This window comes from uncultured Rikenella sp. (assembly GCF_910577125.1).
Lineage (GTDB): Bacteria > Bacteroidota > Bacteroidia > Bacteroidales > Rikenellaceae > Rikenella.
On sequence record NZ_CAJTMN010000027.1, the window covers coordinates 1 to 24,149 of the forward strand.

At 59.5% G+C, this 24,149-nt stretch carries 21 protein-coding genes and 1 tRNA gene; 11 read left to right on the top strand and 11 right to left on the bottom strand.

Features of this window, described 5'->3' with window-relative positions; all coding sequences use genetic code 11:
• Positions 1-372 precede the first annotated feature (372 nt).
• On the top strand, positions 373-519 hold the full coding sequence (locus QZ292_RS04575; RefSeq protein WP_294598468.1) for a hypothetical protein: 147 nt from the start codon (positions 373-375) through the stop codon (positions 517-519).
• Between the two features lie 54 nt (positions 520-573).
• On the opposite strand, the gene QZ292_RS04580 is transcribed toward QZ292_RS04575, so the two are convergent.
• The gene (locus QZ292_RS04580; RefSeq protein ID WP_294598470.1) at positions 574-1,686 is read right to left on the bottom strand and encodes a CofH family radical SAM protein; all 1,113 of its coding nucleotides are present in this window, start codon (positions 1,684-1,686) and stop codon (positions 574-576) included.
• 165 nt (positions 1,687-1,851) lie between these two features.
• Here QZ292_RS04580 and QZ292_RS04585 point away from each other — a divergent pair.
• The 3 genes from QZ292_RS04585 (at position 1,852) to QZ292_RS04595 (ending at position 3,663) form a co-directional block, all read left to right on the top strand.
• Positions 1,852-1,925: transfer RNA gene (locus QZ292_RS04585), tRNA-Arg, on the top strand.
• A gap of 101 nt (positions 1,926-2,026) precedes the next feature.
• Positions 2,027-3,205: a hypothetical protein gene (locus QZ292_RS04590; RefSeq protein ID WP_294598472.1), complete on the top strand. Its 1,179-nt coding sequence runs from the start codon at positions 2,027-2,029 to the stop codon at positions 3,203-3,205.
• Between the two features lie 74 nt (positions 3,206-3,279).
• The gene (locus tag QZ292_RS04595; protein WP_294598477.1) at positions 3,280-3,663 is read left to right on the top strand and encodes a DUF2007 domain-containing protein; all 384 of its coding nucleotides are present in this window, start codon (positions 3,280-3,282) and stop codon (positions 3,661-3,663) included.
• A gap of 29 nt (positions 3,664-3,692) precedes the next feature.
• On the opposite strand, the gene QZ292_RS04600 is transcribed toward QZ292_RS04595, so the two are convergent.
• Both QZ292_RS04600 and ppdK read right to left on the bottom strand, forming a co-directional pair.
• A complete protein-coding gene (locus QZ292_RS04600) occupies positions 3,693-4,481 on the bottom strand; it encodes a hypothetical protein (RefSeq protein ID WP_294598480.1) in 789 nt (262 codons plus the stop codon).
• 154 nt (positions 4,482-4,635) lie between these two features.
• Positions 4,636-7,365, bottom strand: a complete 2,730-nt coding sequence (gene ppdK / locus QZ292_RS04605; RefSeq protein ID WP_294598482.1) for a pyruvate, phosphate dikinase — start codon at positions 7,363-7,365, stop codon at positions 4,636-4,638.
• A gap of 767 nt (positions 7,366-8,132) precedes the next feature.
• Here ppdK and QZ292_RS04610 point away from each other — a divergent pair.
• From QZ292_RS04610 to QZ292_RS04640, 7 genes are all read left to right on the top strand, one after another.
• Positions 8,133-8,372 (top strand): hypothetical protein, encoded by a 240-nt coding sequence (locus QZ292_RS04610; RefSeq protein ID WP_294598484.1) that lies wholly within the window; start codon positions 8,133-8,135, stop codon positions 8,370-8,372.
• Positions 8,357-8,575, top strand: coding sequence for a hypothetical protein (locus QZ292_RS04615; RefSeq protein ID WP_294598487.1), 219 nt, complete (start codon positions 8,357-8,359; stop codon positions 8,573-8,575). Before QZ292_RS04610 ends, QZ292_RS04615 begins: the two co-directional genes overlap by 16 nt.
• Before the next feature lie 82 nt (positions 8,576-8,657).
• A complete protein-coding gene (locus QZ292_RS04620; protein ID WP_294598491.1) occupies positions 8,658-9,632 on the top strand; it encodes a peptidoglycan DD-metalloendopeptidase family protein in 975 nt (324 codons plus the stop codon).
• Positions 9,633-9,675: 43 nt separating this feature from the next.
• Positions 9,676-10,566 carry a M23 family metallopeptidase gene (locus QZ292_RS04625; protein WP_294598494.1) on the top strand — a complete coding sequence of 297 codons (891 nt, stop codon included), beginning with the start codon at positions 9,676-9,678 and terminating at the stop codon, positions 10,564-10,566.
• A gap of 53 nt (positions 10,567-10,619) precedes the next feature.
• Positions 10,620-12,137: a 2,3-bisphosphoglycerate-independent phosphoglycerate mutase gene (gene gpmI, locus QZ292_RS04630; protein ID WP_294598496.1), complete on the top strand. Its 1,518-nt coding sequence runs from the start codon at positions 10,620-10,622 to the stop codon at positions 12,135-12,137.
• Between the two features lie 599 nt (positions 12,138-12,736).
• On the top strand, positions 12,737-12,964 hold the full coding sequence (locus QZ292_RS04635) for a hypothetical protein (protein WP_294598500.1): 228 nt from the start codon (positions 12,737-12,739) through the stop codon (positions 12,962-12,964).
• A complete protein-coding gene (locus QZ292_RS04640; protein ID WP_294598502.1) occupies positions 12,949-13,173 on the top strand; it encodes a hypothetical protein in 225 nt (74 codons plus the stop codon). The genes QZ292_RS04635 and QZ292_RS04640 overlap by 16 nt, the downstream gene beginning before the upstream one ends.
• 51 nt (positions 13,174-13,224) lie before the next feature.
• Here QZ292_RS04640 and QZ292_RS04645 read toward each other — a convergent pair whose 3' ends face one another.
• From QZ292_RS04645 to QZ292_RS04680, 8 genes are all read right to left on the bottom strand, one after another.
• Complete coding sequence (locus QZ292_RS04645) at positions 13,225-14,181, bottom strand: transketolase C-terminal domain-containing protein (RefSeq protein ID WP_294598503.1); 957 nt, start codon at positions 14,179-14,181, stop codon at positions 13,225-13,227.
• Between the two features lie 1,293 nt (positions 14,182-15,474).
• A complete protein-coding gene (locus QZ292_RS04650; RefSeq protein ID WP_294598506.1) occupies positions 15,475-16,347 on the bottom strand; it encodes a transketolase in 873 nt (290 codons plus the stop codon).
• A 36-nt stretch (positions 16,348-16,383) separates the two neighbouring features.
• The gene (locus QZ292_RS04655; protein WP_294598509.1) at positions 16,384-17,472 is read right to left on the bottom strand and encodes an AI-2E family transporter; all 1,089 of its coding nucleotides are present in this window, start codon (positions 17,470-17,472) and stop codon (positions 16,384-16,386) included.
• 1,481 nt (positions 17,473-18,953) lie between these two features.
• Complete coding sequence (locus QZ292_RS04660) at positions 18,954-19,670, bottom strand: phosphatidylserine decarboxylase family protein (RefSeq protein WP_294598512.1); 717 nt, start codon at positions 19,668-19,670, stop codon at positions 18,954-18,956.
• Positions 19,671-19,707: 37 nt separating this feature from the next.
• Positions 19,708-20,439 carry a phosphatidate cytidylyltransferase gene (locus tag QZ292_RS04665; RefSeq protein WP_294598516.1) on the bottom strand — a complete coding sequence of 244 codons (732 nt, stop codon included), beginning with the start codon at positions 20,437-20,439 and terminating at the stop codon, positions 19,708-19,710.
• Between the two features lie 4 nt (positions 20,440-20,443).
• Positions 20,444-22,468, bottom strand: a complete 2,025-nt coding sequence (ftsH, locus tag QZ292_RS04670) for an ATP-dependent zinc metalloprotease FtsH (RefSeq protein WP_294598518.1) — start codon at positions 22,466-22,468, stop codon at positions 20,444-20,446.
• 54 nt (positions 22,469-22,522) lie between these two features.
• Positions 22,523-22,885, bottom strand: a complete 363-nt coding sequence (rsfS, locus tag QZ292_RS04675) for a ribosome silencing factor (RefSeq protein ID WP_294598520.1) — start codon at positions 22,883-22,885, stop codon at positions 22,523-22,525.
• 120 nt (positions 22,886-23,005) lie between these two features.
• The gene (locus QZ292_RS04680; protein WP_294598522.1) at positions 23,006-23,593 is read right to left on the bottom strand and encodes a DUF4251 domain-containing protein; all 588 of its coding nucleotides are present in this window, start codon (positions 23,591-23,593) and stop codon (positions 23,006-23,008) included.
• Positions 23,594-24,149 lie beyond the last annotated feature (556 nt).

The following is a 24,149-nucleotide window of genomic DNA, read 5'->3' on the forward strand; positions in this document are numbered from 1 at the left end:
GGGGACAGTTGGTCGTCCGCTGTCAGCGGGACTTACGGCGTGTTCTTGGGCTTCAGCACGCAACATATCACTCCCTGTGACGCATACCATCGTGTTCACGGTTTTCAGTTGCGTTGCCTCTCGGAATAAACGGAAAGCCCCGCCCCGGGCTACCGCGACGGCCACACGAGCGCACTGGGCGGCGTCGGCAACAACGGCTATAGCTGGTCGTCCGCTGTCAGCGGGACTAACGGCGTGTTCTTGCTCTTCTATACGCAGTACTTCGGTCCCTGCCACGCGGATGGTCGTGCCTACGGTTATCAGTTGCGTTGCCTCTCGGAATAAACGGAACACCCCGCCCCGGGCCACCGCAACCACACCTCGGGCAGATCGGTGTACATCGGCAATGGCGGATACAATTGGTCGTCCGCAGTCAGCGGGGCTAACGGTGTGTTCTTGCACTTCGACGCGCAGAGCCTCAGTCCCGGCGGTGCGGGCAACCGCGTCTATGGTTTTCCGTTGCGTTGCCTCTCGGAATAAACGGGGCAGAGCGGCACTCAGAACCGGTCTCCCGTCGGATAATCGATCCCCGAATCATAACAATTCGTACCGCTGGTTGCGCAGAGCTGGCGTGAAGCCCGCTGCGCGGATCGCCTCCTGCATCCGCGCAGCGTCGATCGTCGTCCGACCCTCGAAATCCGTCGCGCTCACCACATTCTCCTCGATCATGATCGATCCCATGTCGTTCGCCCCGCCGTGCAGTGCCATCTGGCCCGCCGCCAGACCCGTCGTCAGCCACGACGCCTGAATGTTCGGGATGTTGTGCAGCACCAGCCGGCTGACCGCGATCATGCGCAGAAACTCCGCCGTCTCCGCCCCGCCCGACAGCCCCGTCTCCGCCTCCAGCACCGTTCCCCGGCCCTGATACGGCCACGCGATGAACGACAGGAAACCCGGCGCCGACGCCGGTTTGAGCGATTGCAAATCCCTGATTTTTAGCAGATGGAGAATCCGATGCTCCGGCCGCTCGACATGACCGTACATCATCGTCGCCGACGTGCAGAGCCCCATCCGGTGCGCCACCCGCATCACCTCCAGCCACGTGTCCGCCGAGCACTTGCCCGGCGAGATCCGGCGGCGGATCTCGTTGTCTAAGATTTCCGCCCCTGCCCCCGGCAGCGAGTCCAGCCCCGCCGCCACGAGCCTCTCCAGCACCGTCCGGTATCCCTCGGCATCGCTGCCGAAGCCCGAGATGCGCGCGATGTGCGCAATCTCGGGCGGCCCCAGCGCATGCAGTTTGACATTCGGAAACTCGCTCTTGAGCACCGAGAACAGCTCCTCGTACCACGCCAGATCGAGCTTCGGATGCAGACCGCCCTGCAACAGCAGCTGTTCGCCGCCGAGCGCCAGCATCTCCCGTATCTTCCGGCGGTATTCCTCCATCGACGTCACATAGGCCCGTTCCCGATCGGCCGGCCGGCAGTGGAAGCTGCAGAATTTGCACCCGCTGACGCAGACATTCGTGATGTTGACGTTGCGGTCGATCTGCCACGTCACCCTCCTGTCCGGGTGGAGCTGCCGGTGCCTCGCATCGGCCGCCGCCATCAGTTCGGCCAGCGGCGCGTCGTTCCAGAGCGTCATCGCTTCGGCGAACGTGAGCGACGCTCCGTCCAGCGCGTGGTGATAAATGTCAGTGAGTGAGGTCATACGGGGGTGAGATTTTCGTCGGACAAAGATAATACCCCGCGCGCCGGAAAGCAACCGCAACCTCTGGCCGGCGTGCCCCGGTGAAATAAAATTTTGGAAAACCGCCGCAAAGGGTTATCTTTGCTGTGTTGTTCGCACGCCGTTTCGGCGCGGACGGAACACCTCGGCGCCGTAGCTTAATTGAATAGAGCATCTGACTACGGATCAGAAGGTTACAGGTTTGAGTCCTGTCGGCGTCACACCCTTTTCATATCTGTTATACGGGGCGATCGTTCGCCCCTTTTTTTGTGGTTTTCCCGGGTCGAAAGAGGCGGATCGATCGGACTAATCTATTGGAACGATGGCAATTGGAATTCATAAGAGAAGATGGATTATCGAAATGGAGGTCGAGTGTGTCGGGCCGGCCGACGACGCTCGGTTCGAGATAGGCGGTTCGGGACATTGCACGGTCGATTGGGGCGACGGTGCTGTGGAACAGGGGCCTTTGTCGACCGATAAACAGAGGTGGTTCTGGTATTCGACCCAAAGTCAGGGCCTATTCAGTCATCGTTATGACCGTCCGGGACGGTATGCGATTCGTGTGAGCGGATCGGATGGAAGTGTTCGGTTTTTTGACTGTTCGGGCGGGTCGTCTATGACGGGGCGATATACGATTTTGAAGTTGGCGGGATGTACGCGTTTGGTGAGGTTGCATTGTGATTACAATCGGTTGGTTTCGTTGGAGGCAGGGGATTGCAGGTCGCTGGAAGTGTTGCGTTGTTCTGAAAACCGGCTGAAGTATTTGGAGGTGAAAAGTTGCATTCGACTCGCTTACTTGATCTGTGACAAGAATCAACTGGCTTCGCTGGAGCTCGGTCGGAATCGGAAATTGAAGGAGCTGGATTGTGGGATTAATGCGTTGACTGCATTGCATCTGGCGAACAATCGGCGGCTGGAAGAGCTCGATTGTGGCGATAATGCGCTGACGGAGTTGCACATAGAACGAAATCGGAGGTTGAAAGAGTTCTTTTGTGAAAAGAACCGCCTGACGGAGCTGCACATAGGAAAAAATCGGAAGTTGCAGGCACTGACTTGTTCCGAGAATGCGTTGTCGGCGCTGGATACCAGCCGGAATCGCCGGATGGATTATCTGGACTGCGAGGACAATAAAATAGAGGGGTTGGATTTTTCGCATAATCCGAAATTGAAGGATCTTTCCTGTGAAAGTAACCGGCTCGAACGGCTGGATATGCGGCAGAATCAAGGGCTCTCGTATCTGGCGTGCGAGAATAACCGGTTGACCGATTTGTGTCTCCCGACGCAAGGGAGAGAACTCTATGCGGTATTCTGCCGTGAGAATCCGTTGTCGGCAGCGGTGGCGGAGCGGATCATCGAAGAGCTGCCTTTCCGGGGGGACAGGAAACCAAACGAAAGGGGTGACCTGTGGATCAGCGTGCCGCTGTCGGAGCAGGTGATTCGGGCGGCTGAGCAGAACGGATGGGACGTGAACAAGGGGTGCGACGGGAGTAAGGCCGAATAAATCGGAGGATATATCTTGTCGGGTTGCCTGAAAAATCGTATCTTTAGGGGAAAGATAACTCAATTGTTCCGGATATGAAAATCGTGGGTTTTTATGCCGATAGCTTCGAGGCTTCGCTGGTGCAGGGGCAGCTGGCGAATGCGGGGATCGAGGCTTGTTTGTTGAACGAGTACGTCAATGGCGTGATGCCTTGGGGTTCGGAGTCGGATCGTGCGGTGCGTGTCGGGGTGTCCGACGAGGATTATGCCGCAGCGATGGCCGTGCTGACGCCTGAGGCGGGGGCTGCTGCGGAGCCGAAAGTGTGTCCTTTCTGCGGTTCGGAGCAGGTCTCGCTGGGGCTGAAAGGGCCGAAACGGTGGCGGAAAATCTTGTGGACGGCATTGGCCGTGTTGACCATGTCGCCTCCGGGAAAGGTGCGGGCGAACTACTACTGCCGGGAGTGTCGCCGGGAGTTCTGAACAGAGGAACTTTTAGTCGCGGCGGGCTGTTATTCCCGCACAACGCGCCGGGAATCGCAGGAGGTCAGCAGTCGGATGCATCGCTCCTCGTCGATTGCCTGTCCGGTCAGTATGTCGGTAATCAGTTGCCGGTATAGGCGTGTCGCTTTTTCCGCCTCGTGGCTTCGGGGCGAGTGGAGCGTCAGCGTCCAGAGGTCGTATCCCACGACGCATCGGAAGGTGATCTGTTCGCCGTCGAAAACCATATCCGGATATTCGCTGCCCATATACCGGTCGATCATGTGGGTCGTGTATTCATAGATCTGTTTTGCCAGCGCCTCGCCGACGGGCACTTTTTTCGCCTCGATGCGATATCGGTCGGGGGCTTCGGCCCGGATGCGCCGGATCATGGCCCGATTGTGCCGCAAAGAGCTGTCTATCAAAATGCTGTCGCCGATTTGTTCAGCTGAGAAATTCATGAGCGGGAACTCATCCGCTAATTTCTTCTCCACCTCTCTGTAATTCGCCACTTGTTTGGCTTCCAGGATCCATCCGCCGGTCGAGTCCCGATAGAGGCGGAGGCCCGAACTCCCTTCGAACGACGGGGCGATGAAAAATTCGACCGGCGCGTTGAAGTCTCCGAAAAAACGTCTCTCCGTCTCGCTTTTGGAGTCGAAGTTGTACATGCCGTGCACCGACCCGTCCGGCTCGATGACGCGCACGGAGTTGGCGTAGTTGTTTTCGATTCGTTTTAGGAAACGGCCTCCGTTTTGCTGTGCTTCGGATACCTCTTGTGCGATGAGTAAAACGAATGTGAACAGTGCGGTGAGTCGTGCCATGACCGTGGAAATTTTCTTCGAAGATAGGTTGCTTTTGGGGATTTATGTTCGGTCGAGGGTATAAAAAACGGGTCGATGCACAGTAATGTGCATCGACCCGTCTGTTTGTGAAGACCCCGCGGCAAAAGGGCCGCGGGATCGTAGCAGGCAAGGATTATTTCCCCTCTTTCAGTGCCGCGTGAGCCGCTGCGAGCCGTGCGATCGGCACCCGGAACGGCGAGCACGATACGTAGTTCAGCCCCGCATAGTGGCAGAACTCTACCGAGCTCGGTTCCCCGCCGTGTTCGCCGCAGATACCGCACTTCAAGCCTTCGCGCACCCCGCGGCCCTTGAACACCGCTTCGCGGATGAGCTGACCGACGCCCTTGACGTCCAGAATCTGGAACGGGTCTTGTTTCAGGATCCCCTTGCGGAGGTATTCCGGCAGGAATTTGCCGATGTCGTCGCGCGAGAAGCCGAGGGTCATCTGGGTCAGGTCGTTGGTACCGAACGAGAAGAATTGAGCCACTTCGGCGATTTCATTGGCCGTCACCGCCGCGCGCGGAACTTCGATCATCGTACCGATCATGTAGTCGATCTTGTCGTTGCGTTCGGCGAAGACTTCGTTCGCGGTGGCGTCGATGATCTTCTTCTGGTACTTGAGCTCTTTGTGGTTCCCCACGAGCGGCACCATGATTTCGACGTGTACCGGAATCCCTTTCTTCTTCACGTTCATGGCAGCCTCGATAATGGCGCGGGTCTGCATTTCGGTGATTTCCGGATAGGTGTTCCCCAGCCGGCAGCCGCGGTGACCCAGCATCGGGTTGAACTCAGCCAGCGATTCGACCTTTTCCTTGATCTTTTCGTAGCTTACGCCCATTTCGGCAGCCATTTCGCGCTGTTCCTTTTCGAAGTGGGGTACGAATTCGTGCAACGGCGGGTCGAGCAGCCGGACGGTCACCGGGTTGCCTTCCATCACTTCGAACAGCCCTTCGAAGTCGGCGCGCTGCATCGGCAGCAGTTTGGCGAGCGCTTTCCGCCGTCCTGCTTCGTCGTCGGCGAGGATCATTTCACGCACGGCTTTGATCCGATCCCCTTCGAAGAACATGTGTTCCGTACGGCAGAGACCGATCCCCTGCGCACCGAACGCGAAGGCTTGTTTCGCATCGCGCGGCGAGTCGGCATTGGCCCGCACTTTGAGGTGTGCATATTTGTTGGCCAGGTCCATCAGCTTGCCGAAGTCGCCCGACAGGTCTGCCGCCTGCGTAGCCACCTTGCCTTCGTAAACTTCACCGGTGGAACCGTTCAGCGAGATCCAGTCTCCTTCTTTCAAGACCGTCCCGCCGATGGTCATCGTCCGGGCTTTGTAGTCCACCTGGATAGCCCCCGCACCGGAAACGCAGCATTTCCCCATCCCGCGCGCAACCACAGCCGCATGCGACGTCATCCCCCCGCGTGCAGTGAGAATCCCGTTAGCGGCGTTCATCCCTTTCAGGTCTTCCGGCGAGGTTTCGATACGGACAAGGATGGTCTCTTTCCCTTTGTCTTTCCACGCTTCGGCGTCGTCGGCGAAGAAGACGATCTGGCCGGTCGCAGCCCCCGGCGATGCCGGCAGCCCCTTGGTCAAAACCTTGGCCTTTTTCACTGCATCTTTGTCGAATACCGGGTGCAGCAGCTCGTCGAGCTTGGCCGGTTCCACGCGCAACACAGCGGTCTTCTCATCGATCAACCCCTCTGCGAGCATCTCCATGGCCATCCGCACCATCGCTTCGCCGGTACGTTTCCCCGAGCGGGTCTGGAGCATCCACAGCTTACCGTCCTGAATGGTAAACTCGATGTCCTGCATGTCGGTGAAGTAGGTTTCGAGGTGGTTCTGGATGTCGTTCAGCTCCTTATAAACCGCCGGCATCACCTCTTCGAGGGACGGGAATTTCGCTTTCCGTTCCTCTTCGCTGATCCCCTGCAGTTTGGCCCATCTTCTGGAACCTTCGACGGTGATCTGCTGCGGTGTGCGAATCCCCGCAACGACATCTTCCCCCTGTGCATTCACCAGGTATTCGCCGTTGAAGATGTTTTCGCCGGTCGCCGCGTCGCGGGTAAAGGCCACCCCCGTCGCCGAGTTGTCGCCCATGTTCCCGAAGACCATGGCCTGTACGTTGACTGCCGTCCCCCATTCCGACGGGTATTTGTGCATCTGACGATAGAGAATCGCGCGTTCGTTCATCCAGCTTTCGAACACGGCGCAGATGGCGCCCCAGAGCTGTTCCCACGGATCGGTCGGGAAGTCTTTGCCGGTCTGTGCCTTGACGGCTGCCTTGAACCGGGTCACCATCTCCTTGAGGTCTTCGGTGTTGAGTTCGGTGTCGTTCTTCACACCGCGTTTGGCCTTGATCTCATCGATGATGACTTCGAACGGGTCGTGGTCTTCTTTCGACTGCGGTTTCATCCCGAGCACCACGTCGCCGTACATCTGTACGAACCGGCGATAGGAGTCCCACGCGAACCGCGGGTTGCCGCTGCGCTTAGCTACCGCTTCGACCGCCTGGTCGTTCATCCCGAGGTTGAGGATGGTGTCCATCATCCCCGGCATCGAGACGCGTGCGCCCGACCGCACCGAGAGCAGCAGCGGGTTGGTGGCCGATCCGAACTCCATGCCCATCTGTTTTTCGACCTCTTTCATGGCCTTTTCGACGTCGGGTTTGATCATGGCGATCACCCCGTCTTTCCCGTGCGTATAGAATTCGGTACAAACTTCGGTGGTAATGGTGAACCCGGCCGGCACCGGAATACCGATCAGGTTCATCTCGGCGAGGTTGGCCCCCTTGCCGCCGAGCAGTTCTTTCATCTTGCCGTTCCCTTCGGCTTTTTTGTTACCGAACGAATAGACGCGTTTTACGTTAGACATGTGTGTGTTGATTTATGAATGAATTGTTTGTAAATCAGGCCGATTCCGCCGCATGCCCGTTCGTGCGCGGCGGTGTCCGTTCGGCAAATATACTGTATTTTTCGGGATTTTCATACGGGCGGACGGTTTCTTGTCGGGCGGGCGTTCGGGGAAGGGGATCGGGTTTCGGCGGCCGGTTGTTCAAGTCTCTTGCGGCCCCGCCCCGGGCTTCCGCGGTCGTTCAGAGGGGGCTATAGGGGGCGTCGGCGATTACGGTTACAGTTGGTCGTTCCCAACTCGCGATACCAATGGCATGTTTCTGGGGATCGGCACCGTTTGGCTCAATCCTAGTAGTTCAGATTACCGCGGCTACGGTTATCAGTTGCGTTGCCTCTCGGAATAAACAGGGACAGAGACTACCTTAGCGATGCGCAAGCATCGCCCCGTCCCGCCGGGGTCACCCGGACGCCGCCCGCGCAGGGCAGTTCTATCTTGTTAGGGTAGAGGCGGCCCTGTCGGAGTGCCCGCAGGCACCGCGCGCCAGCCTTAAGAAGCGATTCATTCTATTTTGGCGCAAGCCGAAATAGAATGAATCGCTTCTTAAGGTGCGCGGGGAAAGCATGCACAGCGGCGTAGCAGGAGCGGAGGGGCTGACGCGGGGCAGATTTTTAGGCTGAGAGCGAGTAGCGCGATTCGTAGAATCGCCGGCCCTGTCGCCCAAGCCGCGTAGCGGCTTCGGGGGGATGGGCGACAGGCCGAATGGGACGGGAAATCGAGCTGAGCATAGTGTGCTTCCGCAGGCTTCGAAGCCGCTACACCCCGCCCCGGGCTTCCGCGACGCAGGACACCAGGGTGGATTGGGAGATTTGATTCGTGTCGGGAACAACGGAGCCAGCTGGTCATCCACGTCCAACCTCTTTGACGAAACTTTGAACGGCATGTGTATGGGTTTTCGCACGGAACTCCTCATTCCCACCAACGCACTCTATCATGCCTACGGTTTTCAGTTGCGTTGCCTCTCGGAATAAACGGAAGAGATCAATACCCCGCCCCGGGCTTCCTCCACTACTACTCGGGCGCGCTGTACTACGTCGGCAACAGCGGATTCTGTTGGTCTTCTGCTATGAGCGGCGCTTATGGCGTGTATTTGGATTTCCATGTGGCGGGTTTCAATTCCGGCAGCGCACACAGTCGCGGCCACGGTTTTCCGTTGCGTTGCCTCTCGGAATAAACGGAGGGACGGACGGCGCATCGAAAAAAATCGTAAATTTGTTGCGCTAACCGCGTCCTCACCGCGCCCCTCTACGATGAGCATGGAACCCAACGAACCTTCGTCATACTATACCCTCTACCACTTCTTCCGCGAGCGGTTCGTGCTGCCCGTGAGGCTCTGGCTTTTCCGGTTCGTACGCACCGTGCTGCTCGTCTTCATCGTGGCCTCGGTCGTCAACTTCGTCTTCTCCTACTTCTTCTACACCCCCAAGATGCACCGCCTGAGCGAACAGAACGAGGCGATCGTGCGGGAGTATCAGTTCCTCGGACAGCGCGTGGACGCTTCGCTGGCCCAGTTGGCCGAGCTCCGGGAACGGGATCATGCCGTCTATCGCGCCATCTTCTCGGCCGATACGCTCGACATACCGGGCGTGTACGTCCCGTATCCCGACGAGAAATACGCCTCGGTCGGGTATGGCCGCTACGCGCCGCTGATGACCCAGGTGTGGGAAAAGATGGACGCCCTGGCCCGGCAGCTCTACCTCCAGTCGCTCTCCTACGACGAGATCGAGAAACTCGCCGTGGACAAAGACCTGATGGCGGAGGTCGTGCCGGCCATCATGCCCCTCGACAAGACCAAACTGCGCGGCGACATCGGCGCCTTCGGGATGCGGATGCACCCGATCCTGAAGCGGTGGATCGGACACGAAGGGATCGACATGGGGGCGGCCACCGGAACCCCGGTCTATGCCACCGGGACGGGCCTCGTCTCCGATCAGAAACCCCAGTCCGGATACGGCATCCAGATCGTCATCGACCACGGATTCGGCTACCGCACCCGCTACGCCCACCTCAGCAAAAGCCTCGTCAAACCGGGCCAGCTCGTCAAACGCGGCGAGCTGATCGGCGAGGTCGGCAGCACCGGACGATCCACCGGGCCTCACCTGCACTACGAAGTGATCTACCGCGGCCGTCCCGTCAATCCGATCAACTACATCAGCCGCGACATGAGCGAAGAAGAGTTCCGCACCATTACCGAATCGGCCAAAGCCACCACCTACGAACTCGATGAGTAAAAATCCGGCACATATTCCCGCGCCCCGGCGGCGCAAGAGACTGGTGAAATGGACTTTCCATTTTTTCAGCGGGCTGGCCGTGGCGGTGATCTATTTCATCGTCTTCTCCCTCTTCTTCGATACCCCGATCGAATACGAACTCAAAAAGAGCACCGCACGGATCGAACGGGAGTACCGCGCTTTGGAGCAGCGGTACACCATGCTGCAGGAGATTCTGGAAAACGTCTCGGAACGCGACAGGAGCGTCTACAAGATTCTCTTCGAGGCCGACCCCGCCACCCAGGCCGAGGAAGACCGGCAGCGGGGCATCGCTTTCCGGACACGGCTCGACGGGATGACCAACAAAGAGCTGGGCAACTACTTCGACGAACACCTCGGACTCCTGTACCAGCGGGTGTCGAACTACGACGCCATGACCGAGCGGCTGCACAAACGCGTCGCGGAGGATCTCGGACGGGCGCTCGCCACCCCGGCCATCCAGCCGGTGGACAACCGGCAGCTGAAACTCCTCACCGCTTCGTTCGGCGAGCGGGTGCACCCGTTTTTCAAAACCATGTCGCAGCATAACGGCGTGGATTATTCGGTGCCGACCGGTTCGGCCGTCTTCGCCACCGCCGACGGAACGGTACAGAGTTTGCAGACCCGGGGACAGACCTCGGGCCTCAGCCTGACGATCGACCACGGGAACGGATACCAGACCGTCTACTCGCACCTGGACAAGGTGACCGTCGAGCCGGGGCGGCGCGTGAGCCGGGGCGATATCATCGCCTTTTCGGGGAACTCGGGCCTCTCGTTCGCGCCCCACCTGCACTACGAGGTGCACTACCGGGGGACGCCGGTCGACCCGATCAACTACTTTTTCATGGAGCTCGGGATGGCGGAACAGCAGCGGCTGCTGGAGATCTCGCGGCTCGGGATGCAGTCGTTCGATTGAGTCGGGCGTGCGGCATCCGCATGGAGGCGGCTAAATAAATACCATATAACGCAATGAAAAACAAAGTCTTACTGATGATTCTCGACGGCTGGGGGAAGGGCGACCACTCGTCGCGGGACGCCATTTTTTCGACCCATCCGAAATTCATCGACTCGCTGATGCAAACCTGCCCCAATGCCGAGCTGCTCACCTGCGGCGAAAACGTCGGCCTGCCCGACGGACAGATGGGGAACTCGGAAGTGGGGCACCAGAATATCGGTGCCGGGCGGATCATTTACCAAGACCTCGTGAAGATCAACCGCGCATCGAAAGACGGCTCCATTATGCGGAATCCGGAGATCGTCGCCGCGTTCGAGTATGCCAAATCCAACGGGAAGAACGTCCATTTCATGGGACTCGTCTCGGCCGGGGGTGTGCATAGCTCGCTGGAACACCTGTTTACGCTGTGCGACATCGCGAAACACTACGGGATTTCTAATACCTACGTCCATGCTTTTATGGACGGCCGCGACACCGACCCGAAGAGCGGGGCGGGGTACTTGCGCGAGCTGGAGGCACATATGGATAAGTCGACGGGGAAGATTGCCAGCGTTATCGGGCGGTACTACGCCATGGACCGAGACAAACGGTGGGAACGGGTTAAAGAGGCTTACGACTTGATTGTTAAGGGGGTCGGGACGAAGGCTACCGACGCGATCAAGGCTGTCGAGGCATCGTATGCCGAAGGGGTGACGGACGAATTTATCAAACCGATCGCGATGACCGATGCGCAGGGCGTACCGATCGGCTTGATCGAGGAGGGCGATATGGTCATCTTCTTCAACTACCGCAACGACCGGGCCAAAGAGCTGACCCAAGTGTTGACCCAGTGCGACATGCCGGAACAGGGGATGCACACCATTCCGCTCTATTACTGCACGATGACCCCTTACGACTCGTCGTTCAAGGGGCTGCATATCTTGTTCGACAAGGAGAATGTGGAAAACACCCTCGGCGAGTGGATCTCGAAGCAGGGGCTTTCGCAGCTCCGGATCGCCGAGACCGAGAAGTTCGCTCACGTGACCTTCTTCTTCAACGGCGGCCGCGAACAGCCGTTCGAGGGCGAGAAACGCATCCTGATCAACTCGCCGAAGGTGGCGACCTATGACCTGCAGCCGGAGATGAGCGCCTATGAAGTGGCCGATGCGCTGGTGAAAGACATCGAGACGGAGGCGCCGGACTTCATCTGTCTGAACTTCGCCAACGGCGATATGGTCGGCCATACGGGGGTCTACGAAGCGATTCAGAAGGCGGTGCGTGCGGTGGATGAGTGTGCCGAAAAGGTCGTGACGGCGGCTCGCAAGGCGGGTTACACGGTTCTGATCTGCGCCGACCACGGGAATGCGGACAACGCGGTGAATGCGGACGGGACGCCGAATACGGCGCATTCGTTGAATCCGGTACCGTTGATCGTGGTTTCGGATACGATTAAAGAGGTGCACAACGGAGTGCTGGCCGATTTGGCACCGACGGTGCTGAAGATCATGGGGCTTCCGCAGCCGGCGGAGATGACGGGCCACGCGCTGGTTTAGCGTCGGGCTTTTGTATGCACGAGGGCGTCGTTCTGCGGAACGACGCCCTCGTGTTTTTGTTATTTGTTCCCCGGTTTTTCGTTGCGTGGGATTTCTCTGGCGCGCGGACAGAGAAGTTAGGCTGAGACTGCCGCAGCGAAACGCAAGTTTCGCCCGTCCACGGGACGTGGGGCCCGCGCGGCCCGAGCGCAGTCGAAGCTCAACGGTCGCCCGCCCGCCAAAGAGGGCATATTCTGTCGGTTGGCATTCCGCCAACCGACGAGAATTGCCGCGGGCGACTGAAAATGTATTGACACCGCGCGCCACGCCTTAGGAGGGAAATCGTCAAAATGTGTTAGCACATTTCAAGGCGCGCGGACAGAGAACGGGGCTTTGGGCCGAACTGGCAAGTGGAAATGCGAGAGCATTTCCCGTCCACGGGACGTGGGGCCCGCGCGGCCCGAGCGCAGTCGAAGCTCAACGGTCGTCCACCCCGCTTAAAGAGGAATTTCATTCGTTTTGCGGTGAGCAAAATCGAGATGAAATCCCAGCGGGCGACTGTTGAAATGCCCCGCGCGCCACGCCTTAAGGGGAAAATCATTCAAAAGCGTGGTGCGCTTTTGAATAAGATTTCCCAAGGCGCGCGACACAAAGAAATTCCCGCCCCGGGCTGCCGCGACAATTTCAACGGAGAAATGGTCAGCATCGGGAATCGAGGATACAGCTGGTCATCGACAGCCGACAGTATTTATGGTTCTTTGCTCTATTTCTTTATGACCTCCCTCCAGCCTCAAAACATTACACACTATCGCGCCTACGGTCTTCAGTTGCGTTGCCTCTCGGAATAAACGGAAAAGTCCCCGCCCCGGGCTACCGCGATGCGGGCAACTATGGACAATTAGGCAATTTAGTATACAGCGGCAACGACGGATACAGTTGGTCGGCTTTCGTCAACGACATCAATGCCTTGCACTTGTATTTCAACATGACAGCGATTAACTGCAGCATTGCGAGCCACCGTGCCCACGGTCTTCAGTTGCGTTGCCTCTCGGAATAAACGGAAAGAGCAACACTCGAAAATCGGCTGTGTCCCCGGCAACCGCATCCACTACCGTTTTCGCTCCATCGCCCGGCGTGCTGCCGCCACCACATCCGGCGTGTCGAGGTGGTATTTGACCAGCAGTTCCGCTGGAGTCCCGCTCTCGCCGAAACGGTCGTTTACCGCCACATATTCCTGTGGGACAGGATGATTCAAGGCCAGCAGCTGTGCCACGCTGTCTCCCAGTCCGCCGTTCCTCATATGTTCTTCGCAGGTCACCACACAGCCGGTTTTCCGGACGGAAGCCAATATCGCTTCGTCATCCAACGGTTTGATCGTGTGGATGTTGAGCAAGTCCACTCCGATACCTTCCCGTTCGAGCTGCTCGGTGGCCTGAATGGCCCGCCACATCAGGTGACCGGTGGCCAGAATCGTCACGTCGTTGCCTTCGCTCCACCGGATGGCCCGGCCGATCTCGAACGGCTCGTCTTCCGGCGTATAGATCGGTTCCGACGGCCGGCCGAACCGCAGATAGACCGGCCCGCGATGAGCCGCCGCCGCCAGTGTCGCCGCTTTGGTCTGGTTGTAGTCGCACGGGTTGATGACGACCATGTTCGGCAGCATCTTCATCAGTCCGAGGTCTTCCATGATCTGATGTGTCGCGCCGTCCTCGCCGAGGGTGATGCCGGCATGCGAGGCGGCGATCTTGACGTTCGTATCGGAGTAGGCGACGCTCTGCCGGATCTGGTCGTAGACGCGGCCGGTGGCGAAAGCGGCGAAGGTGGTCACGAACGGGATCCGTCCGCCCAGGGCTAAGCCGGCTCCGACGCTGATCATATTGGCTTCGGCGATTCCGGCCTGGAAAAAGCGGTCGGGATGTGCCTTGGCAAAGGTGTTGAGTTTCAGCGATCCGGTGAGGTCGGCGCACATGGCGACGACTCGCGGATCGCTCTCTCCGAGCAGGGTCATGGCGTCGCCGAAGCCGGATCGGGTGTCTTTTTTTCCTGTAATGGTATAGGGTCTCATGGTGTAATGTGTCCTTATGTCTTGTTTTTCAGCGGTCTGAAAGGAGGTCGGCCGTGTCGTAATTGTGGTGTCGGCACGCGGATTCATCGGAGTTCTGGCCGGCGTTCCCCGGGTATCGTGTCGATCGGCGGTTCTGTGCACCGCAAAAGTTTGGTCAAGCCGTCTGTCGTGTTCGGGCTGCGCGCTCCGGGGGTGGGCCGAAGGCCCAGCGCGTAAGCCCGGCGATTCCTTGCGGAATCGCGCTATTCATTCTCAAAGTACATTCGTAACGCCAGTAGCAGTCCTCCACCTGCCGGGGCGTCGGACTGCGCGACCCTTGTGGGTCGCAAGAGTACGGCCAATTTGTTTTCGGCCGCAGCCAGCGGAGAACGAATACGGAGCGTGAGCGGAGTATTTCGGCCCTCCGCATCCGGGGGCTGCGGGCCGACCGTTGCCACGGGGCCTTAGCTACTCACTTCCGGCCCAAAGCACCGCCCCGTGTCTGCCTCACTGCGGCTCCACTGTCGCTCCGCCGCGTTTGCTGTCGCCTGCTGGGATTTCATCTCATTTTGCTCACTGCAAAACGAGCGAAATCCCTCTTTTGGCGGGGGCGACGGATTTTCCAAGGCGCGCGGGCTTTAGCACTTTTTGAGTCGCCCGCGGCAATTCTTGCCGATTGGCTCACCGCCAATCGGCAGAATATGCCCTTTTAGGCGGGTGGGCGACTGTCGAGCTTCGAGCCGGATGGAACTGCCCTTCGCGGGCGGCGCCGGCCCCACTTGGTAAGGCGAAGAGAACCCTAACAAAACACCCTGTGGGTGCGTGGACGGGAAATACTTCGCATTTCTGCGGCTGTGTCGGTCCAAATCTTCGCCTTGTTCTCTGTCCGCGCGCCGGGCGATTCATTCTCTTTCGGCTTATCGCCGAAAGCGTTGAATCGCCTCCTTAGGCGTGGCGCGCGGTGCCTGCGGGCACTCCGACAGGGCCGCCTCTACCCCAACCGGATAGAACTGCCCTCGGGCCGGGCGGGCCCCACGTCCCGTGGACGGGAAATGCTGACGCATTTCTGCGGCAGCCTCTGCCCCGTTCTCTGATCGCGCGCCTTGGGCGATTCATTCTGTTTCGGCTCATCGCCGAAACAGTTGAATTGCCTTCTAAGGCGTCGGCGCGCGTTAGGCTCTAACAAGAGTAATGACGGCCGGCCGCCATGACGCGAACGCGTCGGCCGGGCAGGTCCCGCGTGCCCGCGGTGGGCGAATGGCTGTGTCAGCCTAATTTTTCATCCAGTTCTCTGTCCGTGCCTGGGGGATCTTGTCAATAATCTCCGAATTCTGTCACCAGCAACTGTGCCAATGCCTGTTCCGTCTGTGCCGCGTCCGGAGCCTTGCCGTGCCATTCGTTCGTCCCGGCCATAAAATCCACGCCGCATCCCATCACTGTCCGGGCCAGAATCACAACCGGTTTCCCGTGTCCGCACGCCTCGTTGCGAGCGTAACGCAATGTCTCGACGATGTTTTTCATGTCGTGTCCGTCCATGTCGATCACCGTCCAGCCGAACGCCTCCCATTTCGCCCGCAGCTGCGTCCCGCAACCCATTCCCAGCACTGCGCCGCATGTGCCGTCGATCTGCTGGCCGTTCATATCCACGATGCCGACCACGTTATCGATTCCCCGTGCCGAGGCGAACATCGCCGCTTCCCAGATCTGTCCCTCTTCGAGCTCGCCGTCGCCCATCATGACGAAAACCCGGTGATCCGCATCTCCGGCGAGCCGTTTGGCCAGCGCCGCCCCCAGCGCCACCGAGAGTCCCTGGCCGAGCGATCCCGAAGCGACCCGCACCCCCGGCAATCCCTTTGCCGGCGTGGGGTGTCCCTGCACCCGCGTTCCGAGCTTCCGGAAACCGGCCAGTTCCGATACCGGGAAGTACCCTTTCCGGGCCAGAACGCTGTACCAAACCGGCGAGATGTGTCCGTTGGAGAGGAAAAAGAGGTCTTCTCCGATTCCGGTCTGTTCGGCTTCGGTTGCCGGAGTCTGCGGAATCCGCATCGTATCGAAGTAGAGGGCGACGAGGGTGTCGGCGGCTCCGAGCGAACCGCCGGGATGGCCCGAGGCGGCTCCCGAGACCATCCGGATGATGTCCCGACGAACCTGTGCGGCCAGGGTCTCCAACTGTTTGATGTCTGTCATGTGTCTGTATGTCTGTTCTTTATGTGGAACGGAAAATCAGATGTTTTCCGTCAGTTTCCGTACGACGCGGAAGTGGTTGAAAAACTCTTTGGCGAAGACACGGATGACGGTGTAGGCCGGAATGGCGAACAGCATCCCTGTCACGCCCGCGATGTAACCGGCCATCAGGATGACCAGAAAGATCTCCAGCGGGTGTGCTTTCACGGAGCTGGAGTAGATGTAGGGTTGCAGGATAATGTTGTCGATCAGCTGGAAAACGACCAGAATGATCACCATCGGCAGGAGGATGGCGCCGGGCGAAGCTCCGGCCGGCAGGCTGAGCAGGGCGATGACGCAGCCGAGAATCCCGCCGATCAGCGGCCCGATGTAGGGAATGACGTTCAGCACGGCGGTAATCGCTCCGATGACCAGTGCGGTGTTGAATTCCAGTCCGATCAGGTACAAAGGTACGGTAATGCAGATCAATTTGATCAGCATTTCGATGCAGATGCCGATAAAATAGCGCACGAGCAGGGTGGTCGTCGAGTCGAGTGCGCGCCGGATGTTGGCTTCGTATTTCGAGGGGAAGAAGATGACGACGCTTTCGAAGAAGAGCCGGTCGTCTTTCAGGAAGAAGAAGGTGATGAAGCTGATGGAGAAGAGGGCGATGGCGAGATCGACGATCCAGACGGTGACCGAGGCGATCGACTGGCCGAGATTGACGCTGTCGAACAGGGGTGCGAGCCGGGTGTCGAGATAGGCGCGGGCCGAGAAGTTGTTGTCCGGCAGGAAGGAGTTGATGTAGGTTTCGATCCGCCTCAAGGGTTCTCCGAGTGCGGTGGTGAGCCGGTCGATGTCGAATGAGGCGAGCTGGTTGATTTGTTGGAGCACGACGGGGATGAGCCACCGGGCGAGGACGTAGATGACGACGAGCATCACGATGAGTGTCGCCATAGCGGCGAGCCATCGCGGTACGTTCCACCCGCGGATGCGGATGCGTCCGAAGGCGAAGACGAGAGGTTTTCCCATCAGCGAGAGGACGGCGGCGATGAGGATATAAAAGACGATGGTCTGGAAGTACCAGACGAGAAAGCCGGCGACCAAAAGGCCGGCGCCTGCTGCGATCCATCGGTATATGGGGTTCATCGTCGTTCGGTTTCGCTGTCGTTGGGTCTGTTTCGGTGCGGTGTTTTACCGGGGTTGGCGGGTGGGTATGGGGTTGGTGTTCGTTTTGTCGTGTTGCGGTCGGTATGTTTCCCGCCCCGGGCTGGCGCAGCTATGCGGGTGGCGCGCCGGGCAGTATCGGTAATGCAGGATACAGTTGGTCGCTTGCAGGCAACGATATCTATGGCTTGAACTTGAATTTCAGTTCACGACACTTAGATCTCGGCGCTTCGGATCGCTGTGCTTACGGTTTTCCGTTGCGTTGCCTCTCGGAATAAACGGGGGCAGAGACTACCTCAGCGATGCGCAAGCATCGCTCTGTCCCGCCGGGGTCACCCGGCCGCCGCCCGCGCAGGGCAGTTCCGTCTGGTTCTAAGCTCGACAGTCGCCCGCCCGCGTAAAAGGGCATATTCTGTTGGTTGGCGCTCGGCCAACCAACGAGAATTGCCGCGGGCGACTCAAAACGCATTAACAAGCCCGCGCGCCGACGCCTTAGGAGGTGATTCAACTGTTTTGGCGGTAAGCCAAAATAGAATGAATCGCGTAAGGCGCGCGACAAAATCAGCACCGCGCGCCACGCCTTAACAGGAAAATCATTCAAAAGCGTTGCCCGCTTTTGAATATGATTTTCCAAGGCGCGCGGATAAAGCTCGTTTATCCGACAAGCGTGGGGCGGCTGTCGGTCTCGGAAAATAATAACGGCTCCGCGCCGTAACGCGAACGCGTTGGCCGCGGGGGCCCCTACTTTCTACTATGTGGTAGAAAGTAGGCAAAGAGCACATTCAAGGGGGACTCACATCCCCCTTGAAAATCCCCCGACGGATTTTGTTCGAGTAACGGCGACCTCCTTGGTGCTGGAACTTTGCGAGCCGCAAAAGCACCGCCCAATTCTCCGCCTGTTCGGCCTGTCGCCCACCCCCCGAGGCGCTTCGCGCCTGGGCGACAAGGCCGGCGACCCGAAGGGTCGCAAGAGTACGGCCAATTTGTTTTCGGCCGCAGCCAGCGGAGAACGAATACGGAGCGTTAGCGGAGTATTTCGGCCCTCCGCATCCGGGAGCTGCGGGCCGACCGTTGCCACGGGGCCTTAGCTACTCGCTCTCGGCCCAAAGCCCGGGTAACAGTTCCGCTCAGCGCAGCACGAAAATCGTTTGCGGTTTTCGCGCCCGAAGAACAGTCGCAGCCCAAGCACTGCCCCGTGTCCGCCTCACTGCGGCTCCGCTGTCGCTCCGCCGGTGCTTTCGGGTATACCAAAATAGGCCGTCTCTACCTTCCGCGCGCCTTTGGGAAATCTTGTCAAAACGCGCAAGCGCATTTTGACGATTTCCTTCCTAAGGCGTGGCGCGCGGTCGAGCTTTGTGTCGGACAGAACTGCCCTGCGCGGGCGGCGTCCGGGTGACCCCGGCGGGACTGGCAAAACTACGTTTTGCTGTGGTCGTGTCTGCCCCTTTCTTTGTCCGCGCGCCTCAGGCTCCGCAGACCTCGGTCTGTGTTCGTACGTCCTGCCCCTCTTTTTCCGGCAGGCGCGCGATCACGGTGCGCATGCCGGTGGTCTTTTCGTCCAGTTTCACGCAAATCTCGCTCCCCACTGGTAAAAACAGGTCGACCCGGGAGCCGAATTTGATAAAGCCGCACTCGCGTCCCCGTTCGGCCGTCCCCCCGACGCAAGGATAACTCACGATTCGCCGGGCCACGAAGCCGGCGATCTGGCGGAACAGAACCCGGTGTCCTTGCGGAGTCCGCACCACGGTGGTCGTCCGTTCGTTATCGGTCGAGGATTTCGGGTGCCAGGCCACCAGAAAACGTCCCGGATGGTACCGGAAATATTCAACGATGCCGCCCACAGGATACCAGTTGATATGGATGTTCCAGATCGACATGAAGATCGAGACCTGTATCCGCGGTTCGGAGAGTATTTCGTCTTCGAATACCTCTTCGATGGCGACTACGTGGCCGTCGGCCGGTGCCAGCACACAGGCGTCGTCCGTACAGTCCAGCGCCGCCCGGCGCACCGGAATTCGGAAAAAACGGCAGACGAAGAGTACTTTCAGGAGCATGAACACGACGATCGCCGCGCTCAGCCAAAGCGGAAGAAATCGCACGGCAGCGAGTGCCGCTACGAGAGCGATGAGAATACTGGTCGTTATGATCCGTCGTCCTTCCCGGTGTAAATATCTGCGCATCAGTGGTGAGTTATATCGTTATCGTTCCAAAGTCGGATTATCCGGCCAGTCCGGTCAGCAGGATGTAGCCCCACGCCACCGGCACGGCCGGCAGAAAGGCGTCGAACCGGTCGAGCAGGCCGCCGTGTCCCGGGATGATATGTCCCGAGTCTTTGATTCCGAGCACGCGTTTGAATTTCGACTCGATCAGGTCGCCTCCCGTCGCCGCCAGCGCGACGATCAGGCCGAATCCGAACCACTCCACTCTGAGCCACAGCGGATTTTCTTCTCCCGCCAGGCCGAACAGGCTCCGCTGGTCGGCATACAGCGCCCCCGTCTCCGGGCTCCAGTAAAGCGCATACCACACCAGCGCCGTCCCCACCGCAAACAGAATCCCGCCGGCAAACCCTTCCCACGTCTTCTTGGGCGAAAGCGCCGGAGCCATCTTATGCCGTCCCACCGCGCTCCCCACCAGATAAGCTCCCGTGTCCGCGAGCCATACGATGGTCATCAGCGTGACCACCAGCATCGGGTTCATCAGTTGAATCAGGACGAAAGCCTGCGCGATGTACAATCCGCCCCACACGGCCCATCTTCCCCGCCGCTCGCCGAGAGCGCTCCGGTTTTTGGCCAGCAGGCGATAGTATTCACACAAAGTAAGCCCCCCCAGCGCACTCCACAGCAGGTAGAACGTTCCTCCTGGCTGCTCCGTCTCCGGGTCGTACCACGCCAGCGTCAGCCCCACCATCACCAGCACGAGGATGATGCCGCTTATAGTGCGTGTTATCAAAGACTTAGCTTTCATGCGATGCGTCCTCCTCCGTTTTAGCCTCCGTCTCATCCGTTTCGGCGGTTTTCGGCCGCACCGAGTCCAGCGGATTCCGCGCCCCCTCCTGCCGTTTGCCGAAGATCCGCTCCAAGTCCTCCGTAAAGATCACTTCACGCTCCAATAACAACTCCGCCAGCTTGGCGAGCCCCTCGCGATTGGCCTCCAGTACCTCTTTGGCCAGCCGGTAGCACTCTTTGAGCAAAGCATCGGCCTCGTCGTCGATCAGCCGGGCGGTCGCCTCGCTGTACGGTTTTCCGAACGCCATCTCGTTCTGCCCCGTGCTGTCGTAGAAGCTCCGGTGTCCCACCGCCTGACTCATCCCGTAGTAGGCCACCATGGCATACGCCTGCTTTGTCGCCCGCTCCAGGTCGTTCAGCGCCCCCGACGAGATTTCCCCGAACGTAAGCTCCTCGGAAGCCCGCCCGCCGAGCAGCGACGCGATCTCGTGGGTCATCTGTTCGCGGGTCGTGATCTGCCGTTCGTCCGGCAGGTACCAAGCCGCCCCCAAAGCCCTGCCGCGCGGAATGATGGTCACTTTCAGCAGCGGATCGGCCCATTTGAGCATCCAGCTGACCGTCGCATGCCCCGCCTCGTGGTAGGCGATCGCCCGCTGCTCCACGTCGGTGAGGATTTTGTTCTTCCGCTCCAGACCGCCGATGATCCGGTCTACGGCATCCATAAAGTCCTGCCGTTCGACCTGTTTCTTGTTTTTCCGGGCCGCGATCAACGCCGCCTCGTTGCAGACGTTGGCGATATCGGCCCCCGAGAAGCCCGGCGTCTGCCGGGCGAGGAAGTCGGTGTCGAGATTCGGATCGAGTTTCAGCTTCCTGAGGTGGACGGCGAAAATCTCGGCCCGCTCCTTGATGTCCGGCAGTCCGACCTCGATCTGCCGGTCGAACCGTCCGGCCCGCAGCAAAGCCTTGTCCAGAATATCCGCCCGGTTCGTAGCCGCCAAAATGATGACCCCCGCATTGGTGCCGAACCCGTCCATCTCGGTCAGCAGCTGGTTGAGGGTATTCTCCCGCTCGTCATTCGACGACCACCCGCTGTTTTTCGACCGCGCGCGCCCGATGGCGTCGATTTCGTCGATAAAGACGATACACGGTGCCTTCTCCTTCGCCTGCTTGAAGAGGTCGCGCACGCGCGATGCCCCCACCCCTACAAACATTTCGACAAAGTCGGAACCGCTAATAGAAAAGAACGGCACATTAGCCTCCCCGGCCACCGCCTTGGCCAGTAATGTTTTACCTGTCCCCGGAGGCCCCACGAGCAAAGCACCCTTCGGAATCTTCCCGCCGAGTTCGCTGTATTTCCCCGGGTTCCGCAGGAAGTCCACCACCTCCATCACCTCGACCTTCACCTCTTCGAGCCCCGCCACATCCTTGAAGGTGACCTTCTGGTCGTTGTCCTTGTCGAAGAGTCTGGCTTTGGCTTTCCCCACGCTGAACACGCCGCCGGCGCCGCCTCCGCCTCCCGCGCCGCCCGACATCCGCCGCATCAGGATGATCCAGAAGACGACGATGGCAATGAACGGCAAGGCCTGCCAGAACAACGTCCCCCACCCGGAGTTGTCGTTTTCGAACGTCAGCCCCGGTACCTCGCCGTGCCGGCCCGCAGTCGTTCCGTCGGCGATCTTGCGGTTGATGCTGTCCCGCGCCGCCTGGTAGTCGTTTTCGAACTTTTCGAGCGAGCCGATGTTGAAGTAGAACTGGGGCCCTTTGGTCGGAATGTATTTGTAGCGTTCCTGCGCCTTGTATCTCGCCACCGCGTCCGGCCGGAGCCACACTTCGGCCACTTCGTGGTTGATGACCTGCACGCGCTGCAGGTCTCCGCCGGGCATCAGGGTGTCGCGCAGGGCGTCCCAGCTGATCCGGCTCTGCCGTCCGCTCTCGCCGAAGTAGGCCCAGCCGAGAATGAAGGCTATAATAATGCCCCACATCCAATAGATATTGAATCTGGGGCGCAGGGTATTCCGTTTTTCGTTTGCCATATACTATAAGGGTGTGCCGCAAAGCGGACACGGATATGCTTTTTGCGGTTAGTTTTAATACAGGTCGTCGTGCCGGGTCAGCTCTCCGTCTGCCCAGAGCTCTTCGAGGCGGTAGAAGTCGCGCATCTCGCTCTGGAAGATGTGTACCATGACGTTCCCGTAATCCATGGCCACCCACAAGGCGTTGTCGAGCCCCTGCACGCGCCACGGCTTTTCGCCGGTCTCCCGGATGGTGAGCTCTTCGATTCCGGCGGCAATGGCGGCGACCTGGGTGGTGGATTCGGCCTGACAGATCACGAAAGCGTCGCAAACGGCTCCGTCCAGCGCGGTGAGGTCGAGGCTGACGATCCGGTCGGCTTTTTTGTCCTGCATGGCGCGGACGATGGTGCGGATGAGGGTTTCGGTGTTCTCGTTCATTCGTTTCGGAAAGGGGGGATGCGGTTTCCCGCGTTTGCGGCGGTTCGGTTTGCGAACACTTTGCAGGAAACAAAGGTAAGTAATTTTTTTATTTCGTCTCTTTTTCGCGTGTTGTGCGCGTTACGGGATTTCGGGCCGGTTGGCGGCGGGTTCTCCGGCCGGCAGGGGTTTCAGGGTGCCGAGGAACTGGAGGTGCTGGGTGCCGGAGCCCTGGATGGTGAGCGAGGTCTCGCCGGTGTCGAAGATTTCGAAGGTGAGGATGTAGCTCCGGTGGTTGGAGCGTTCATGGGCGCCGATGACGATCCATCCTTTCTGTTTCCCGGCGGGGAGGCTCTCCACGCGGATGGCGGGGTCGGGGGCGGTGAAGAAGAAGGGCGACCGGTCGGGGTCGTAGATGGTGTTGTAGACGTAGCCGTAGTAGGGGAGGCTGCACACGAGGCTGTCGGGGGTGACGGCGACTTCGTAGTAGGTGCTGAGGTTGGCGTAGGGGATTCCGGTGATCTGGGTAATGACGCGGTTGGGGACGAAGAGGAAGCGTTCACTATGGAGGATGGAGTCTACGGAGCGTGCGGCAGCTGCGGCCTGTTCGGCTCGGCGGGTTTTCCGGGTGTCGTTTGGGCCGGCGAAGGCGGGCAGGGCATGGGGTAGCGCGAGCAGCACGAGCAGAACTCCGAGCAGGAGGGCCGGAAAAAAGGATTTGGTTTTCATGGGGTTGTGACGGATAATGATTATTTCTTGCTACGGGGTCTTCAGCAGAAATTGTGCCACGGTTGAGGGGCGTGGGCGCGCGACAGAGAACAAGGTGCAGTGAACCAGTAAGCGATACGCAGTATCGCTCCGTCCCGCCGGGGTCACCCGGACGCCGCCCGCGCAGGGCAGTTCCGTCCGGTACAAAGCTCGATAGTCGCCCGCACGCGTAAAGAGGGATTTCGCTCGTTTTGCGGTGAGCAAAATGAGATGAAATCCCAGCGGGCGACGATTAGAGTGTCCCGCGCGCGACTGCTGGAGAAGGAAATCATTCAAACGCGTGGTGCGCGTTTGAATAAGATTTCCGCCAGCGCGCGGTCAAAAGTATCAACAAAGTTTGTGCGACCCATTGGGTCGCCGGCCTCGTCGCCCAAGCCGCGTAGCGGCTTCGGGGGGATGGGCGACAGGCCGAATGGGGCGGTGAATTGGGCCGTGGATTGGGCTGAGTGCTGTGCGACCCGTAGGGTCGCGCAGTCCGTCGCCACCCCCGGCGGCGGGCTGCAACTCGACGGAGCTC

What these genes read in the sequence shown, in the direction of transcription:
- QZ292_RS04580 (WP_294598470.1), bottom strand. Translation starts at nt 1,686, where the DNA reads ATGACCTCACTCACTGACATTTATCACCACGCGCTGGACGGAGCGTCG.
- QZ292_RS04590 (WP_294598472.1), top strand. Translation starts at nt 2,027, where the DNA reads ATGGCAATTGGAATTCATAAGAGAAGATGGATTATCGAAATGGAGGTC.
- QZ292_RS04595 (WP_294598477.1), top strand. Translation starts at nt 3,280, where the DNA reads ATGAAAATCGTGGGTTTTTATGCCGATAGCTTCGAGGCTTCGCTGGTG.
- QZ292_RS04600 (WP_294598480.1), bottom strand. Translation starts at nt 4,481, where the DNA reads ATGGCACGACTCACCGCACTGTTCACATTCGTTTTACTCATCGCACAA.
- ppdK (WP_294598482.1), bottom strand. Translation starts at nt 7,365, where the DNA reads ATGTCTAACGTAAAACGCGTCTATTCGTTCGGTAACAAAAAAGCCGAA.
- QZ292_RS04620 (WP_294598491.1), top strand. Translation starts at nt 8,658, where the DNA reads ATGGAACCCAACGAACCTTCGTCATACTATACCCTCTACCACTTCTTC.
- gpmI (WP_294598496.1), top strand. Translation starts at nt 10,620, where the DNA reads ATGAAAAACAAAGTCTTACTGATGATTCTCGACGGCTGGGGGAAGGGC.
- QZ292_RS04645 (WP_294598503.1), bottom strand. Translation starts at nt 14,181, where the DNA reads ATGAGACCCTATACCATTACAGGAAAAAAAGACACCCGATCCGGCTTC.
- QZ292_RS04650 (WP_294598506.1), bottom strand. Translation starts at nt 16,347, where the DNA reads ATGACAGACATCAAACAGTTGGAGACCCTGGCCGCACAGGTTCGTCGG.
- QZ292_RS04655 (WP_294598509.1), bottom strand. Translation starts at nt 17,472, where the DNA reads ATGAACCCCATATACCGATGGATCGCAGCAGGCGCCGGCCTTTTGGTC.
- QZ292_RS04660 (WP_294598512.1), bottom strand. Translation starts at nt 19,670, where the DNA reads ATGCGCAGATATTTACACCGGGAAGGACGACGGATCATAACGACCAGT.
- ftsH (WP_294598518.1), bottom strand. Translation starts at nt 22,468, where the DNA reads ATGGCAAACGAAAAACGGAATACCCTGCGCCCCAGATTCAATATCTAT.
- rsfS (WP_294598520.1), bottom strand. Translation starts at nt 22,885, where the DNA reads ATGAACGAGAACACCGAAACCCTCATCCGCACCATCGTCCGCGCCATG.
- QZ292_RS04680 (WP_294598522.1), bottom strand. Translation starts at nt 23,593, where the DNA reads ATGAAAACCAAATCCTTTTTTCCGGCCCTCCTGCTCGGAGTTCTGCTC.